This is a genomic window from Asticcacaulis sp. AC460 (assembly GCF_000495795.1).
Taxonomy (GTDB): domain Bacteria; phylum Pseudomonadota; class Alphaproteobacteria; order Caulobacterales; family Caulobacteraceae; genus Asticcacaulis.
The window spans coordinates 66797-80990 of the sequence record NZ_AWGD01000003.1 but is presented as its reverse complement, the minus strand read 5'-3'; the positions used below and the strand labels follow the sequence as shown (position 1 = coordinate 80990).

Genomic DNA, 14194 nt, shown 5'->3' with positions numbered 1-14194 from the left:
ACGCCGCACGAGGGCGGATGTGAACCTCAAAAAACGGCCGTTACCGGATATCGGGCGACCATCATGTAGTTGACCTCGGTATCGTCCGACAGTCCCCACTGCTGGGTCAGCGGGTTGAATTCGACCCCCACCGCCGGATCGGGCAGCAGCGGCGTGCCATCCAGAAACTGGCGAATCTCGGACGGTGACAGGAACTTGGTCCAGTCGTGCGTCCCCTTCGGCACCCAGTTCAGGATATATTCCGCCCCGATAATGGCCAGGGCGTAGGCCTTCAGGCTGCGGTTCAGGGTGGCGACGAACAGAAGACCACCCGGCTTGACCAAGGATGCACAGGTTTTCAGGAAGGCGTCCGGATCGGCGACGTGCTCGATGACCTCCATGGTCAGGACGACATCGAACAGGACCTCGCCCGATGCGGCCAGTTGTTCCACCGTTTGATTGAGATAACGGATGTCCAGACCGCCGTCCTCGGCATGGGCCTTGGCGGTGCCGATGTTCTTGGCCGACGCGTCCAGGCCGGTAACATTGAAGCCCATCCGGCACATCGGCTCTGACAACAACCCGCCGCCACACCCGACGTCGAGCAAACGCATGCCCTCAAATGCGCGCCGCGGATTTCTTTTTGCGCTAACGCTTCGCTCCTTGAGCGCGAGGTCGTCGCGCCCAAAATGGTCCAGGCATGTCTCACGGATAAACCGCACCCGGGTCGGGTTGAAACGGTGCAGCGGGGCGAACTCGCCCTTGACGTCCCACCACTTGGCGGCCAGGGCGCTGAAGCGCGCAACCTCGCCCTCATCGATCGAAAATCCGCTGGCCGTTCCGGAATTGTTTAGCGATTCCGCCATTTTGGACGCCTATTTCTTATCTGTCATGCGCGGATAAAACCTTGCGATGACGCGGCTTCGACGTTAGAGAACCGCGCAAGATTTATGGGCGCCACGTCAGGATAGGCGCGCGTCCGCAAGAAGGAAAGTGGCGAAATGACGCGTCTGGTGATGAAGTTCGGCGGGACCTCGATGGCCGACCTGGAACGCATCCGCCGGGCCGCGCGCCTGGTTGCGGCCGAATACGACGCGGGTCACAAGGTGGCGGTGGTGGTTTCAGCCATGGCCGGAAAGACCAACGAACTGGTCGCCTGGACCGATGGCGCCGGCCGCCCGACCGGTGATGCCGCCGGTAATGACGACCTCAGCGATGACGAATACGACGTTGTCGTCGCCTCGGGCGAACAGGTCACCGCTGGCCTGCTGGCCATGACCCTGCGCAACATGGGCTATCGCGCCCGCTCGATGCAGGGCTGGCAGATCCCGATCAAGACCACTGACGTCCACGGCAAGGCGCGCATCGCCGACATCCCGCCGGAAAACCTGACCCGCGCCATGGATTCGGGCGAGATCGTGGTCGTGCCGGGCTTCCAGGGCGTGACCGACGACGGCCGCATCACCACGCTGGGCCGCGGCGGTTCGGACACCTCGGCCGTGGCCGTGGCCATCGCCGCCAGCGCTATCCGCTGCGATATCTATACCGATGTCGACGGGGTCTATACGACCGATCCGCGCATCGAAAACAAGGCCCGGCGCCTGGACAAGATCAGCTTCGAAGAGATGCTGGAAATGGCGTCGCTGGGCGCCAAGGTGTTGCAGACGCGCTCGGTCGAACTGGCCATGGCCTATCGGATGCCGGTGCGCGTCCTGTCGAGTTTTGTCGAGCCGGGTGAGGCTACGGATCAGGGCACCATCGTGTGCGACGAGGAAGAAATCGTGGAAAAGCATATCGTTTCCGGCGTGGCCTACAGCCGTGATGAGGCCAAGATCACCCTGTTGGGCGTGCCCAACAAGGTCGGTGTCTCAGCCGCCATCTTCGGCCGCTTGGCCCAGGCCAGTATCAATGTCGACATGATCGTCCAGTCGGACGCGCGCAGCGGCGAAGTCGCCAACCAGCTGTTCACCGTCGGCCGCCGCGATGCCAAGCTGGCCAAGGAACTGATGGAAGCCGCCCAAGGCGATATCGGTTTCGAGGACCTGCGCGTCGACGAGAACGTGTCGAAGGTGTCGATCGTCGGCGTCGGCATGCGTTCGCACACCGGGGTCGCCCAGACCATGTTCCAGGCGCTGTCGGAAAAGGGCATCAACATCCAGGTCATCTCGACCTCGGAAATCAAGATCTCGGTTCTGATCGACGAAGCCTATACTGAACTGGCCGTCCGCGCCCTTCATGCTGCCTATGGCCTGGACAAGATCGGCGCCTGATCGTGTGCCTGCCGCGTAGTGGTGAGGGCGGTAAAGAGTTGGTCCACAGATAAGCCAGATAAGCCAGATGGGCGGTGTTTGCGTACCTGGTTCTCGCGGTTCGATCTCTGTTTTTGAAGGCGCTTGGCGCGGATATGCAAGTCATTGCACATCCGTGTTCATCCTGCGTTTGAAACTCAGCGCTTTTCGTAGAAATCGACCGCCGCATGGGCCGCCACGTCGTAGGCCTCCAGTTCGACGCGCGCCTCCGCCGTCTTGCCGTCCCGGCCCAGGTAGAAGTAGCGTTCATAGTGGGCATAGGCCTTCTGGCACAGGACATCGCGTTCGCCGTCACGGTCGCCCGTGTCCAGGCGGTAGGTCTTGTAGGTCTCCCAGCTATAGCCGGCGCACGCCGTCTCGTTCTCCAGCCAGTCGACGATACCGCCGTGTTCGCGCATCAGCCGGCCGGTCACGTCGTTGGGATCCTCGACCGGCGCGGCGGTGTTGAAGGCCCCGGCCTTGATCTGGGCCTCGATTTCATCCGCCGAGCGGCGCATCTCGGCAATGTCCTCGGCCGGAAGCTGGCCTTCCATTTTCGTCGCCGTTTCGCGCATCTGGCGCACGACTTCGGTCATGGCCGCGCTGTTGTCCTGGGCCTGCGCGGCGGCAGGCGCCAGGGTCACCATCACGGCAGCCATAAGGGCCGCACAACGGCCACGCATCTTCGACATCTCAATCTCCTGAGGGTACGCGCACAGTCACCGCTCAGGCGGGGTCCGGGCGCGGGTATGATATTGGGGATAAGCCACTGGCCGCGGGCAGGGATAACCGGCGACCGGTCGTTTCTTCTGCCCGCAAAGGTGGCGGCTGATGCACCAGATGGTTTCATTTGTCAAGCACATGTGAACACAGTTCAAGAGCGCCCGGTACCCTTCCGTCATCCCCAGACAGCCATATCCCATCCCGCCATGGCATCAGGGACGGCCATCGCCATCTGTTCGTCGGCACCGGCAATGGTGAGGGTCACCGTCGCCGTCGACTGACCGCCGTAGCCGTCGCTGACCGTATAGGCGAAGCTGTCGGTCGCCCACTCGCCAGCCGCCAGGTACTGGAAGGCGCGGCCCGGATCGTAGGACAGGGTGCCGTCGCCGTTGATCGTCACCGCGCCGAAGGTCGAACCGAGATCGAGCCCCGAGACGAACAGATGGGCATTGGCATCGGGGTCGCGGTCGTTGGCGAGGACGTTGATGGTGGTCGGCCCGGCGTCTTCGCCGATACTGCGGGCGTCGTTGGCCGCTTTCGGCGCGTCATTGGCGCCGGTGACGATGATCGACAGGGCCGAATGGCCGGTATTGCCGTAGGGATCCCGGATCACGACATCGGCCGTGGTCAGCAGGCTCTGGCCGGCGCCCAGGGCTTGATAGGCCGCGCCCGGCGTTACCGTCACCTGCCCGGCCCGGGTGAAGGCCACGGACAGATTGGGATCGGCCGCGGTGACCGAGACCACGGACAGGGTATCACCGTCATCGTCGCTGTCATTGGCCAGGACATTGACCTTCGCCACGCCATCCTCGGACACGGTAACGACGTCGGCCTGGGCCACCGGTGCACGGCCGCGCGCCAGCATGTGCGCCATGGTGACGGTGCCGTCGGCAAAGGCCAGCCGGTCGACCAGGACCAGGGTGTCGGTCCCGTCTGCATTCGGTCGCAGGTCGCGCAGGACCACGTCGCCGTCGCCGCCGCGATAAACCTCATAGTCGGCCTTGTTGCCGCTATAGACGGCCGTGTCGATACCGGCGCCGCCGTCGATCCGGTCGTCACCTGCCCCGCCGGTCAGCAGGTCTTCGCCGCTGTCGCCGGTCAGGATGTCGTTCTGCGCGCCACCGGCGAGGGTATCGTGACCCAGGCCGCCGTTCATGTGGTCGTCGCCATTGCCGCCCTGGATCAGGTCGTTGCCCGCCTCACCGTAGAGCAGGTCGTCGCCGTGCCAGCCATCGAGCGTATCATTGCCGGCGCCGGCGAAGTAGGTATCGTTGCGGGCGCCGCCGATCAGGCTATCGGCGCCACGGCCGGTAAACAGCGACACCATCTCAATATTGACCACGCTGGCGCCGTTGTCGAGCACCTGCGCCACCGAAGTGTCACGCAGGTCGAAGCGAATGGCCGCCGTCGCCGCACCACGGAACAGGATGGCGGTATCCAGGCCCGCACCGCCATCGAACCGGTCGGCGCCCCAGTTGGTCATCAGGCGATCACCGTCGAAGCCGGCGCAGAGATAGTCCTCGCCATCCCCGCCGTTCAGCGTGTCGTTACCGGTGCCGCCGATCAGGATGTCGGTGCCGCCGTCACCGTCCATCCGGTCATGGCCCGCGCCGCCGTCCATGGCGTCGTGGCCGTAACCACCGCTGAGGACATCATTGCCTGTGCCGCCGTCAATTATATCGTCGTTACCGCCGCCATAGACCGTATCGTGGCCGGCGCCGCCCAGGATTTGGTCGGCATCGTCGCCGCCGTCGAGGCGGTTGTGGCCTCCGGTTCCCAAAAGTATCATGGTGTTTACCCCTGGACTTCAACGGCCAGCACGGCAGCGCGCTCGGCCGGGGTCAGGGCCGGCATGATCATCTCCATGAAGGCGGCCATGTTGTCAGGGCTGACCGAGTTCATGATGGCGCCTTCGACGGCGCCGATCTGGGCGTCGGTCATGGCGGCCCACAGATGCGGCTGGGCAACGGTCTCTTCCTCGTACATGTGCAGCAGGTCCTGCGCCACATAGTGACCGAAGGCGAGATACAGGCGGCGAGCATGGGCAGGGACCAGGGCCGACGGCGCGCCTTCGATGCCGCGGATCAGGTTTTCCAGACGCTGGAAGGTGGTGCGGTGGTGGTCGTGCTGGCGCTCCAGCAAACCGGCATCCTCCATATGCGGATGGACGAAGGTCTCTTCGTGTTTGATGTGCAGCGCCGCCAGGGCCAGCAGCCGGCGCAGGTCGTTGAGGGTGCGGCGGCCACCTTCGGTGACCATGTCTTCGTTGCCCAGGCGCACCAGCATCTCGGCCTGGGCCTTGCGCAGGCCCTTATGGATAAAGCCGTACAGGTCGTGGCGGCCATTCAGGTCGCACAGACCCGCTTCCAGTCTCAAATCGTTCATAGATCGTCTCCTTTTATGGTGGAGGCGGCTCTACGGCGGACGGTTTCCCTAAGCTTCCTAAATCTTTCCTAAGCGGTTCTTCCTAAACGAAACGCGCCGTCGTAGGGTGCGGCAACGGTACGAGGCAACCTTGCAACTGACACCCGATATCGTCCGCCACGTCGAAGGCCAGGTCATGATCATCGCCGCCGTGCGCCGCGGCGACGGCGCGGCGATTGCGCGGTCGGCCGGCAGCCGCGTCACCCCGGACGGCGAGGTCGAGTTGTACATCAGCCGGCAATGGGTGAACGCGGTCGAGGCGGCGGCGCCGGGCGGGCTGATCGCAGCGACCTTTACGGCGCCGGCGGACTACAGGTCCTACCAGATCAAGGGACGGATTGTGTCCGTCACGCCGGTTGCGGCGGACAGCGGTCCAGCCGCCTATGTCGACGACATGCTGACCGTGATGGCCGGATTGGGCGTGACCCTGGAGCCGCTGTCGCACACCTTTCCCCTCGGGGGTTTGATTTGTGTCCGCTTCCGGCCCGACTCGCTGTTCCTGCAGACCCCCGGCCCGCGCGCCGGCAGCGCCGTAACGGATGTCGAAGCATGAGCCCAGGTTTGCATCTCGGGGATATCCGCAGCAGCCTGGAAGGCATTATCCCCTCGGTCATCGCCACGCTGGATGAGGCCGGGGTGCCCAACGTCTCGTATCTGTCCCACGTCCACTATGTCGACGAAGGCCATGTCGCCCTGTCGAACCAGTTCTTTTCCAAGACGACGCGCAATGTCCGCCGGCTGAATACGGCGCAGTTGATGGTGGTCGACGGCCGCAGCGGACAGCAGCATCTGCTGGACATCGCCTATGTCCGGTCGGAGGAGGCCGGACCGCTGTTCGCACGTATGTCTGCCCTGCTGAAGGTCAATGACGGCCTCGCCATCATGAAACTGCGCAGCGCCGACATCTATCGCGTGCTCAGCCTGGCGCCGGTCGAACCCGTCCTGCCGCTGACCGGAACGCCGCCCCGGCTGGCGCCGCGCGCCGATCTGGCGCGGTTGAGCACGGTTTGTCAGGTCCTGTCCGGACTGGACGATGCCGACGCCCTGCTGGAAGCGGCTCTGGACGGGCTCGAGCAGGTGTTCGGGATTGCCCAGGCGCTGATCCTGACGCCCGGCGAAGAGGGCACCCTGAGCGCCATCGCCCATCGCGGCTATGGCCGCGAAGGTGTCGGCGCCGAGGTTGCCATAGGCGAAGGTCTCATCGGTTTGGCGGCGGCGGTGCGGCAATCCCTGCGCATCAGCGATCTGCGCCGCGCCCAGCGTTATGCGTCAGCCGTGGCAGCGGCGCACGCGGCCGATCCGCGCCACATTCCCCTGCCGGGTCTGGACGACGCGCTCAGTCAGATCGCCGCCCCGATGATCTGCCAGGGACAACTGGCCGGCGTCGTCTTCATCGAGTCGGAAACGGCTTTTGCCTTCCGGCATGAGGACGAAAGCGCCCTGGCGATCCTGGCCGCGCATCTGGCGGCGGCGCTGAAACTAAGCGACCAGCAGGCGCAGCAGAGTGTCGCCGGGCCGGCTTCACGGGCGGTCGTGGCGCACGGACCGGTCATCCGGCTGAAGTACCATGCCTATGACGACAGCGTGTTTATCGATGACGCCTATGTCGTGCGCGGGGTGCCGGGCCGGCTCCTGCACAGTTTCGTCAGCGCCTGGCAGGCGACCGGACAGGATGTGTTTTCCAACCGCGAGATCCGCCGCGATCCGGCGCTGAAACTGCCGGAATGGAAGGACAATCTCGAGACAAGGCTGATCCTGCTGAAGAAGCGCCTGGATGAGAAGGCCGCGCCGATCCGGCTGGAACGGCTGGAACGCGGGCGGCTGCGGCTGGTGGTCGACGGCCGGCCGGAGATCGAGACCGTGTGATCGTCGCATCGGCGCTTGGATGCTAAGAAGGGAACACGGAAAACACTGAAGGCCGCTACGCGGCGACACGGAAAACACTAAAATTCGCGCGAAAGACTGAATTACCGGAATTCCGTGCCTTCAGTGTTGCCGCGTAGCGGCCTTCGGTGTTTTCCGTGTTCCTCTTAAAACTTACACCCGCCCCAGCCGTTTGAGGATGTCGTCACGGTAGGTCCGGCTGACCAGGATCTCGGCGCCGCTGGTCATCGCCAGGACCCAGCCGCCGTCGTCCAGGGCCCGCGCCGACGCCACCCGCGCCAGGTTGACCACCGCACCGCGATGCGCCCGGGCAAAGACCACCGGGTCCAGCCGCTCCAGAACCGCGGTCAGGGTCTCACGCACCAGGCCTTCGCGGCCGTTCCAGTTGACCACGACATAGTTGGCCGCCGCCGCGAACCATTCGACCTCCGCGACCGCGACGGGCACGCGTTTGCTGCCGGCCGACACCAAGAGAGGCGTTTCACCGCGAGGCGCCGCGGCGCGGGCGGCCTCCAGGGCCCGGTTCAGCTCGGCCGCCCGGGCCGCTTCGGCCTGGGCCAGTCGCCAGGCGGCGACCGCGATCACCATGGCGGCAATGGCCGTGGCGATCAGGACATCGATCGGCAATCGATGCAGCCAGCCCTGCCCAACCGTGCCCGACGCGCCGAAGCTGTGGTCGATCCAGGCCGCCAGCAGCGCATGGCCGGCGACATAGACCAGACCCGCCGGATGCAGGATGGCGAACAGCTTCGGCTTCAGGCCCAACCGGGCAACCATGACGCTCACAAGACCGGCCAACGGCCACCAGGTGCCGTAAATCAGGCCCTGCCACAGCACGGCGTGGGTCCACGGCAGGTCGACACCCGACTGGCGCCGGATGGCGATGATCGCCAAAGAAGCAAAGCCGACGGTCGTGAGGAAAAACGCTATCCCCATCGCCGCCGGCCAATGCCGGATTATCATGGAATCATCCCTGTCCGCGCCGTGCCTTCCTTATATGGAGCACCAAAAACAGGATCATCACAAGCGTTCCAACCGCCTGGGGCAGGATCTGGCTCCACGGCTGCCCGTCGCGCAGCAGGCTACCGGCCCCGGCCGACATCATGGCGAAATAGGCGCCGGTCATCTTCAGGCCATGGTCGATCTCCCGGACATGGGTGCGCCAGGTCTGGGCCCACAGGTGACGGCTGAGGTCGTAGATGGCAATCGCCGAAAGCATGCCCAGGATGGTGTAGCCCAAAACCGGCGGCCACGACGCGTTGCCGCGCCCCATGGCCAGCATCAGCCAGGCGCAGGCTGTCAGCGCCGCCACGGCCAGGACGGCATCGATCACGCCCGGCGCGGTCCGGAACCGCGGCAGGGCGCGCAGGGCGCCAACGAAGTTGTACCCGGCCGAAAGCGTGGCGATGACCAGAGGTCCCGGTTGCGGCCAGAACAGAATGCCGGCCAGCGCGGCGCCCAGGAGGCCGGTGCCGGCGATGACGAACAACCAGCCGAAAAGGCGGTGGAGCCTGCGCCCCTTGGGCGACAGCAGCGGGACGAGGCCGAGCGCCAGGGCCAGGCCGCCGCAAACGATATGAATCTGGGTATTGAGACTGTGCATGGCGCCACGATGACGATGGCGGGGTAGCCGCGCCAGCGCGCCGGGACGAACGCCCGGCCCCAGGGATGAAATAAGGAAGCTGTAAATGTGACTGGCGGTTTTCGCCCGTTTGGGGTATGGCTGCGTTGTTTTCCGGCGCCTGTTAAAGGTTTAACAAGGGCGTTGTGTTAACACCTTCCCTTATCTCTTTCTTATGTTCACAGCAGAGTACGCGTAGATGACCCTTGTCGAAAAACTGGTGAAGCCGAGACGCCTGATCATTGCCGGCTGCATTATGGGCTTTGTCCTGGCTGTCGCCATCCTGGTCGAACACTATACGGTCTATGATACGGTCCGTTATGTCCGCACCGCCTTCTATTTCCTGGTTCTGGAATATATCTGGGCGTCCGTGCGCCGGGAATTCCTCGACGACAAGGTCTGAAAAACCTTCTTCTTTTAAAGCCCCCCAAAGCGTGGCAAGCTCCGGTACGGGGCGATACCAACCCCGGTCATCCGCCGGGCGGAAAAGCCCTGCATAATTTCAAGCCGTAAAAGGGGGCTGTGCCATGGGTTTCGTCGAAGCGGTCAAGGCCTGTTTCAATAATTACGCCAATTTCGAAGGCCGCGCCTCGCGGTCCGAATTCTGGTGGTTCCGCCTGTTCCAGATTCTGGTCGCAATTGGCTTGTTCATCCTGGCCGGGATCATCGCCGCGATCGTCGGCAGCGCCAGTGATGACAGCAACGCCGCCGGCGCGGCCACCGCAATCCCGATCCTTCTGATCGCCATATTTTACCTCGGCACGCTCCTGCCCGAACTGGCCGTGGCGGTTCGGCGCCTGCACGACACCAACAAGTCGGGCTTCTGGCTGCTGATCGCCTTCATTCCGTTCGGCGGCATCGTCCTGTTGGTCTTTTTCTGCACCGGAAGCGAATACGGGCCCAACCGGTACGGTCCCAATCCGCTGCGGCCGACCAATATCGCCAAAACCTTCGAGTAGGTAAGACCTTCGAATAGCCATCGCCACGGGCACGCCCGCCTTTGCAACAGCGTGGTTGCGGGCGTGCCCGAAATTGACCATAAAGCCCACCTAGACCTACCCCGGTTTTCCCCGAGTCCCAGATCTTCCTAGAGTCTATGTGAGCTGTCAGATGCGCCTTTTTGCCGCCACCGCCCTTCTTGTCCTCGCAGCCGGCGCCACCACGACTCAGGACGTCATGGCGCAGAACGCCCTGGTGCCGGCGGGCCTGAACATCTTCTTCTCGCCCTCGGGCCAGCCCTTCCGCGCCAAAACGGGCGAGGCCTATCCCAAGGCGGCCTGGTTCGCCCAGGCCGACCGTGACAAGGACGGAAAGATCAGCCACGAAGAATTCCTGGTCGACAGCATGGCCTTCTTCATCCTGCTGGACCAGAACAGGGATACGGTCGTCAACAGCCCGGAAAATACGCGCTACGAGACGCAACTGGCGCCGGAAATCACCCGGGTCGATCCGCGCATCCGCCAGCCCAAGGTCCTGGCCCGCAAGGCCGATCCGACCATGGATATCGAGCGCAACCCGATGCAGAACCGCTACGTCAAGACGGTGCAGGGCGCGTCGCAATACAGCCTGATCGACGAGCCCCAGCCGATCCGCGCCGCCGATTCCAACCTGGACTTCAAGGTGTCGGACGCCGAATGGGTGGCGGCCAGCGAGCAGCGCTTCGCCATCCTGGATGTCAATGGCGATGGCGGGATCGCGGCCGACGAACTGATGAACACCCCGGCCCAGGTCGCGGCCCAGGCCCCGGCGGACACCAAGCCGAAGAAGAAGCGCCAGTACCGCGGTGACGACCGTTCGTCGGAATAGGCTGGAAATCTTTTCCCCGCTCCGGCGGGTCCCGAGGCACGTCTTCGCGCCTGGTCTGATAATTGCGCAAGAAACATCCCGAAATCGCGCCCGTGCGGCGTGTTTTGTCTCGCCACGCCTGACGCCGTGTGTTAAGGGGCGCGCTTTCCAAAACAGAGGCCAGGTGGGGCAGTGCTGAAAAAAAGGGTCGACAAGCTGGGACTGTTCGGATTGGGGGCGTTCGGCCGCCTGATCGTCAAGCATCTGGCGCCCTATTTCGACATCTATGCCTACGACCCGAGCCCCGCGGCCCGCGCCTTCGCCCGCCGGCACAATGTCTACATGGCCAGCCTGGAAGAGGTCGCCGCCTGCCGCATCGTCATCCTGGCCGTACCGATCCGCGCCATGAAGGCCATGGCCGAGAAGATCGCGCCGCTGGTCCATCCACGCGCCCTGGTCATCGATGTCGGCTCGGTCAAGATGAAGCCGGCCGTGTGGCTGGAAGCCGCCCTGCCCAAGAGCACCTACATCCTGTGCACGCACCCTTTGTTCGGGCCGCAATCGGCGCGCAAGGGCATTCATGACCTGGAAATCGTCGTCTGTCCGGTGCGTATCCGCCGGCTGAACCCGATCCTGCGCTTCTTCCGCGAGACCCTGGACCTGAAGGTTTCGGTGGCGACGCCGGAACAGCACGACAAGGCCCTGGCCGCGGTTCAGGGCCTGACCCACCTGATCGCCAAGGTCATGTCCGGGCTGGAGCCCCTGCCCACCGTGCATACGACGCGGTCCTACGACCTGCTGATGCAGGGCATCGGCCTGGTCGCCGGCGATTCCGACGAGCTGTTTCTCAGCATCGAACGCGACAATCCCTTTGCCGCTGAGGTCCGTCGCCGCTTCTTCCATGAGATCGACGGCCTGCGCAATCGGCTGGAAGCCCACGATGGCAACGGGAAGTAGGCTTACAGGCTTTGTCATTCGCCGCCCGGGCGGTGGAGTGCTAAGCTGCCAAATGACTCTCGCCGCACTCGGATCGCCGTGTTAGGCTGAGCACAACCAGGTCCCTCACCGACAGCGGAGCCACCATGCGCCCGATAGCCATCCTTATCCTGCCCCTGGCCCTCGGCCTGTTCGCCACCGCCGCCGTCGCCGACGACCGCAGCGACATCGAGGCCGAGACACTGGCGCATCTGGAAGCCAGCAACACCGCGCTGGATGCCGCATCGGCCGCTATCGACGGCGGCAATATCGCCGACAGTTGCCCGCATCTGCGCACGGCCGGTGATGAACTGGGCGGCGCTTACGAGTCGCTGGGCAAGTACCGCGAAGTTATCCTTCAGGATTCCGAACTGACGTCATCGGAACGCGACACGCAGGTCGGCGAACTCAATGAACTGCAGGAGCAGATCCAGCAGCAGTCCGACGATATCGACGGCCTTCTGGACCAGTACTGCATCTAAGCCTTTAAGTGCACGTCGTCGATCTCGACTCCTGGATGAAAGACCACTGTACTACGGCGCCGGTTCGGCGACCGCCTCATCCTTGCCGGTGACCCGCGCCTGGGCGGCGCGCAGCACCGACGTGCCGCCGCCGCCGCGGATGCCGAACATCTGGCGGAAGACATCGCGGCGTTCGTGCACCGACGCCAGGACCAGGCCCATGGGCACGCCCAGGTCGATCAGGGTATTTTCCGCCAGTTGCAGCGAGGCTTCGATGGTTTCCGGCACCGCATCTGTCGCACCCATCTGGTACAGGCGCTGAGCGTGATCGGCGTCACGGGCGCGGGCGATGACGTGGACGTCGGCGCGGACTGACCGTATGGCCTTGACGCACTGATCGGTAAAGGCCGGATTGGACGCCGTCACCACCACGCCGCGGACTTTTTCTATCCCCATCCGCGCCAGGAAATCCGGCACGGAAGCATCGCCGTACCAGGCTTCGATGCCAGCCGTACGGGCGCGCTGGACGACCTGGGGGTTGAAGTCGACCACGGTGAAGGGGATCTTGTGCTCCTTCAGCATGTCGGCCACCAGGGCGCCGACGCGGCCATAGCCGACGACAATGACCCGGGCTGCGGTTTCACCTTCGGAGATGACCTCGGGCGCCTCGGCCGTCTTTTGCGGCTGAACCTTCTTGCCGATACGGCTCGCGATCGCCGCCAGGAAGGGAATGGAGAACATCGACAGAATGGCCGCCAGGATCACCGCCTGGCCGAAGCCGGAATCGAGCACCTTATGACCGATGGCTTCGTCGATGATGACGAAGGCGAATTCCCCCGCCGGCCCCAGCACGGCGGCGGTTTCGACGGCGCTGCGCGGCGACAGGCCGAACGCCCGCGCCAACGGATAGACCAGGACCGCCTTGATGGCGATCAGCGCGAACATCAGGCCGATCACCAGGGTCGGATTGGCCAGGATGACCGAGACGTCCAGCCGCGCCCCGACGGTGACGAAGAACAGGCCCAGCAGCAGGCCTTTGAACGGATCGATCATGACTTCGATCTCGCGGCGGTATTCGGTTTCGGCCAGCAGCACGCCGGCGACGAAGGCCCCCAGCGCCATGCTCATCCCGGTCATGACCGCCACTTGGCCCGACAGCACCACGACCAGCAGGCAGGCGGCCATGAACAGCTCGCGGCTGTTGGAGACGGCGGCGGTGTTGAACAGCGGCCTCAGCAGCCAGCGGCCGCCGATGACCAGGATGGCCATGCCGATCAGGGCGGGAATCAGGGCCAGCAGGCCTTCCAGCCCCTGGGACGCGCCATTGGCGGCGCCGGCCAGCATGGTGACGGTGATGAGGATCGGGGCGACGCTGAGGTCCTGGGCCAGCAGGATGGCGAAGACCGAGCGGCCCGACGACGTGCGCAAGGCTTTTCGATCCGCCAGGACGGGGATGACCACGGCGGTCGAGGACAGGGCCAGGGCCATGCCCAGCATGGCGGCGCCGATCCAGCCGACCCCCAGAAGCGCGAACAGGCAGGTCAGGACGATGCCCGACAGGATGACCTGGGCGCCACCCAGGCCGAAAATCAGCCGGCGCATGGATTTCAGACGTTCAAACGTCAGTTCCAGCCCGATCGAGAACAGCAGGAAGACCACACCCAGCTCAGCCAGCTGATGCACCGCATGGGACTGCATGACCGAGAAATCGTCGAGCCAGGGTACGTTGGCAGCAATACGGCCGAAGACATCCGGTCCCATCATCACCCCGACCAGAAGGAAGCCCAGGACGGACGAAATCTTGTAACGCTGGAAGATCGGTACGATCACCGCCGAGGCCAGCAGAAACAGAATGATGAACAGGTAGGCGCCATTGCCGTCCCCCGCCGTATGGCCGGCCGTTTGCGCCACGGAAGTGGCCATATCGGTCAGGTCAGGGGTGGAAGAGATCATGCGCATTCCTTTTGAGTTTTCCGTGGATTTTCAAGTTATGGGGGAAGGCTCACACGAATGTAACCCCAAAAGTGGCGAAAATTGAAAAAACATGCCCCATC

The 14194-nt window shown here is 64.1% G+C and carries 15 protein-coding genes; 8 read left to right on the top strand and 7 right to left on the bottom strand.

The window, feature by feature from the left end; genetic code table 11:
- Positions 1–26: 26 nt before the first annotated feature.
- A complete protein-coding gene (ubiG, locus tag ABAC460_RS26930; RefSeq protein ID WP_023451681.1) occupies positions 27–845 on the bottom strand; it encodes a bifunctional 2-polyprenyl-6-hydroxyphenol methylase/3-demethylubiquinol 3-O-methyltransferase UbiG in 819 nt (272 codons plus the stop codon).
- Between the two features lie 135 nt (positions 846–980).
- On the opposite strand from ubiG, the gene ABAC460_RS26925 reads away from it, so the two are divergent.
- Positions 981–2249, top strand: a complete 1269-nt coding sequence (locus ABAC460_RS26925; RefSeq protein ID WP_023451680.1) for an aspartate kinase — start codon at positions 981–983, stop codon at positions 2247–2249.
- 176 nt (positions 2250–2425) lie between these two features.
- Here the strand turns inward: ABAC460_RS26925 and ABAC460_RS26920 are convergent, their stop codons facing one another.
- The 3 genes from ABAC460_RS26920 to ABAC460_RS26915 all read right to left on the bottom strand — a co-directional run bounded on the left by ABAC460_RS26920 (position 2426) and on the right by ABAC460_RS26915 (position 5375).
- Positions 2426–2959 (bottom strand): hypothetical protein, encoded by a 534-nt coding sequence (locus tag ABAC460_RS26920; protein ID WP_023451679.1) that lies wholly within the window; start codon positions 2957–2959, stop codon positions 2426–2428.
- 206 nt (positions 2960–3165) lie between these two features.
- On the bottom strand, positions 3166–4779 hold the full coding sequence (locus ABAC460_RS48045) for an Ig-like domain-containing protein (RefSeq protein WP_023451678.1): 1614 nt from the start codon (positions 4777–4779) through the stop codon (positions 3166–3168).
- A gap of 5 nt (positions 4780–4784) precedes the next feature.
- Positions 4785–5375, bottom strand: a complete 591-nt coding sequence (locus ABAC460_RS26915; protein ID WP_023451677.1) for a hemerythrin domain-containing protein — start codon at positions 5373–5375, stop codon at positions 4785–4787.
- Positions 5376–5505: 130 nt separating this feature from the next.
- Between ABAC460_RS26915 and ABAC460_RS26910 the strand changes: the two genes are divergently transcribed.
- Positions 5506–5967: a hypothetical protein gene (locus ABAC460_RS26910; RefSeq protein ID WP_023451676.1), complete on the top strand. Its 462-nt coding sequence runs from the start codon at positions 5506–5508 to the stop codon at positions 5965–5967.
- On the top strand, positions 5964–7280 hold the full coding sequence (locus ABAC460_RS26905) for a GAF domain-containing protein (protein WP_023451675.1): 1317 nt from the start codon (positions 5964–5966) through the stop codon (positions 7278–7280). Before ABAC460_RS26910 ends, ABAC460_RS26905 begins: the two co-directional genes overlap by 4 nt.
- 171 nt (positions 7281–7451) lie before the next feature.
- On the opposite strand, the gene ABAC460_RS0124075 is transcribed toward ABAC460_RS26905, so the two are convergent.
- The gene (locus tag ABAC460_RS0124075) at positions 7452–8261 is read right to left on the bottom strand and encodes a LytTR family DNA-binding domain-containing protein (RefSeq protein ID WP_023451674.1); all 810 of its coding nucleotides are present in this window, start codon (positions 8259–8261) and stop codon (positions 7452–7454) included.
- Between the two features lie 4 nt (positions 8262–8265).
- The gene (locus ABAC460_RS26900; RefSeq protein ID WP_023451673.1) at positions 8266–8901 is read right to left on the bottom strand and encodes a hypothetical protein; all 636 of its coding nucleotides are present in this window, start codon (positions 8899–8901) and stop codon (positions 8266–8268) included.
- A gap of 217 nt (positions 8902–9118) precedes the next feature.
- On the opposite strand from ABAC460_RS26900, the gene ABAC460_RS26895 reads away from it, so the two are divergent.
- From ABAC460_RS26895 to ABAC460_RS26875, 5 genes are all read left to right on the top strand, one after another.
- Positions 9119–9322, top strand: coding sequence for a hypothetical protein (locus tag ABAC460_RS26895; protein ID WP_023451672.1), 204 nt, complete (start codon positions 9119–9121; stop codon positions 9320–9322).
- Between the two features lie 124 nt (positions 9323–9446).
- Positions 9447–9878, top strand: coding sequence for a DUF805 domain-containing protein (locus tag ABAC460_RS26890; protein WP_023451671.1), 432 nt, complete (start codon positions 9447–9449; stop codon positions 9876–9878).
- Between the two features lie 151 nt (positions 9879–10029).
- Entirely contained in the window at positions 10030–10725 is a 696-nt protein-coding gene (locus tag ABAC460_RS26885) for an EF-hand domain-containing protein (protein ID WP_023451670.1), read from the top strand.
- A gap of 171 nt (positions 10726–10896) precedes the next feature.
- Positions 10897–11661 (top strand): prephenate dehydrogenase/arogenate dehydrogenase family protein, encoded by a 765-nt coding sequence (locus ABAC460_RS26880; RefSeq protein WP_023451669.1) that lies wholly within the window; start codon positions 10897–10899, stop codon positions 11659–11661.
- 125 nt (positions 11662–11786) lie between these two features.
- Complete coding sequence (locus ABAC460_RS26875) at positions 11787–12161, top strand: hypothetical protein (protein WP_023451668.1); 375 nt, start codon at positions 11787–11789, stop codon at positions 12159–12161.
- A 51-nt stretch (positions 12162–12212) separates the two neighbouring features.
- On the opposite strand, the gene ABAC460_RS26870 is transcribed toward ABAC460_RS26875, so the two are convergent.
- Positions 12213–14093 (bottom strand): cation:proton antiporter domain-containing protein, encoded by a 1881-nt coding sequence (locus ABAC460_RS26870; protein ID WP_023451667.1) that lies wholly within the window; start codon positions 14091–14093, stop codon positions 12213–12215.
- Between the last annotated feature and the right edge of the window lie 101 nt (positions 14094–14194).

Excerpts from the sequence above, each read along its gene's own strand:
- ubiG (WP_023451681.1), bottom strand. The coding sequence starts at position 845 with ATGGCGGAATCGCTAAACAATTCCGGAACGGCCAGCGGATTTTCGATC.
- ABAC460_RS26925 (WP_023451680.1), top strand. The coding sequence starts at position 981 with ATGACGCGTCTGGTGATGAAGTTCGGCGGGACCTCGATGGCCGACCTG.
- ABAC460_RS26920 (WP_023451679.1), bottom strand. The coding sequence starts at position 2,959 with ATGTCGAAGATGCGTGGCCGTTGTGCGGCCCTTATGGCTGCCGTGATG.
- ABAC460_RS48045 (WP_023451678.1), bottom strand. The coding sequence starts at position 4,779 with ATGATACTTTTGGGAACCGGAGGCCACAACCGCCTCGACGGCGGCGAC.
- ABAC460_RS26915 (WP_023451677.1), bottom strand. The coding sequence starts at position 5,375 with ATGAACGATTTGAGACTGGAAGCGGGTCTGTGCGACCTGAATGGCCGC.
- ABAC460_RS26905 (WP_023451675.1), top strand. The coding sequence starts at position 5,964 with ATGAGCCCAGGTTTGCATCTCGGGGATATCCGCAGCAGCCTGGAAGGC.
- ABAC460_RS0124075 (WP_023451674.1), bottom strand. The coding sequence starts at position 8,261 with ATGATAATCCGGCATTGGCCGGCGGCGATGGGGATAGCGTTTTTCCTC.
- ABAC460_RS26900 (WP_023451673.1), bottom strand. The coding sequence starts at position 8,901 with ATGCACAGTCTCAATACCCAGATTCATATCGTTTGCGGCGGCCTGGCC.
- ABAC460_RS26895 (WP_023451672.1), top strand. The coding sequence starts at position 9,119 with ATGACCCTTGTCGAAAAACTGGTGAAGCCGAGACGCCTGATCATTGCC.
- ABAC460_RS26890 (WP_023451671.1), top strand. The coding sequence starts at position 9,447 with ATGGGTTTCGTCGAAGCGGTCAAGGCCTGTTTCAATAATTACGCCAAT.
- ABAC460_RS26885 (WP_023451670.1), top strand. The coding sequence starts at position 10,030 with ATGCGCCTTTTTGCCGCCACCGCCCTTCTTGTCCTCGCAGCCGGCGCC.
- ABAC460_RS26875 (WP_023451668.1), top strand. The coding sequence starts at position 11,787 with ATGCGCCCGATAGCCATCCTTATCCTGCCCCTGGCCCTCGGCCTGTTC.
- ABAC460_RS26870 (WP_023451667.1), bottom strand. The coding sequence starts at position 14,093 with ATGATCTCTTCCACCCCTGACCTGACCGATATGGCCACTTCCGTGGCG.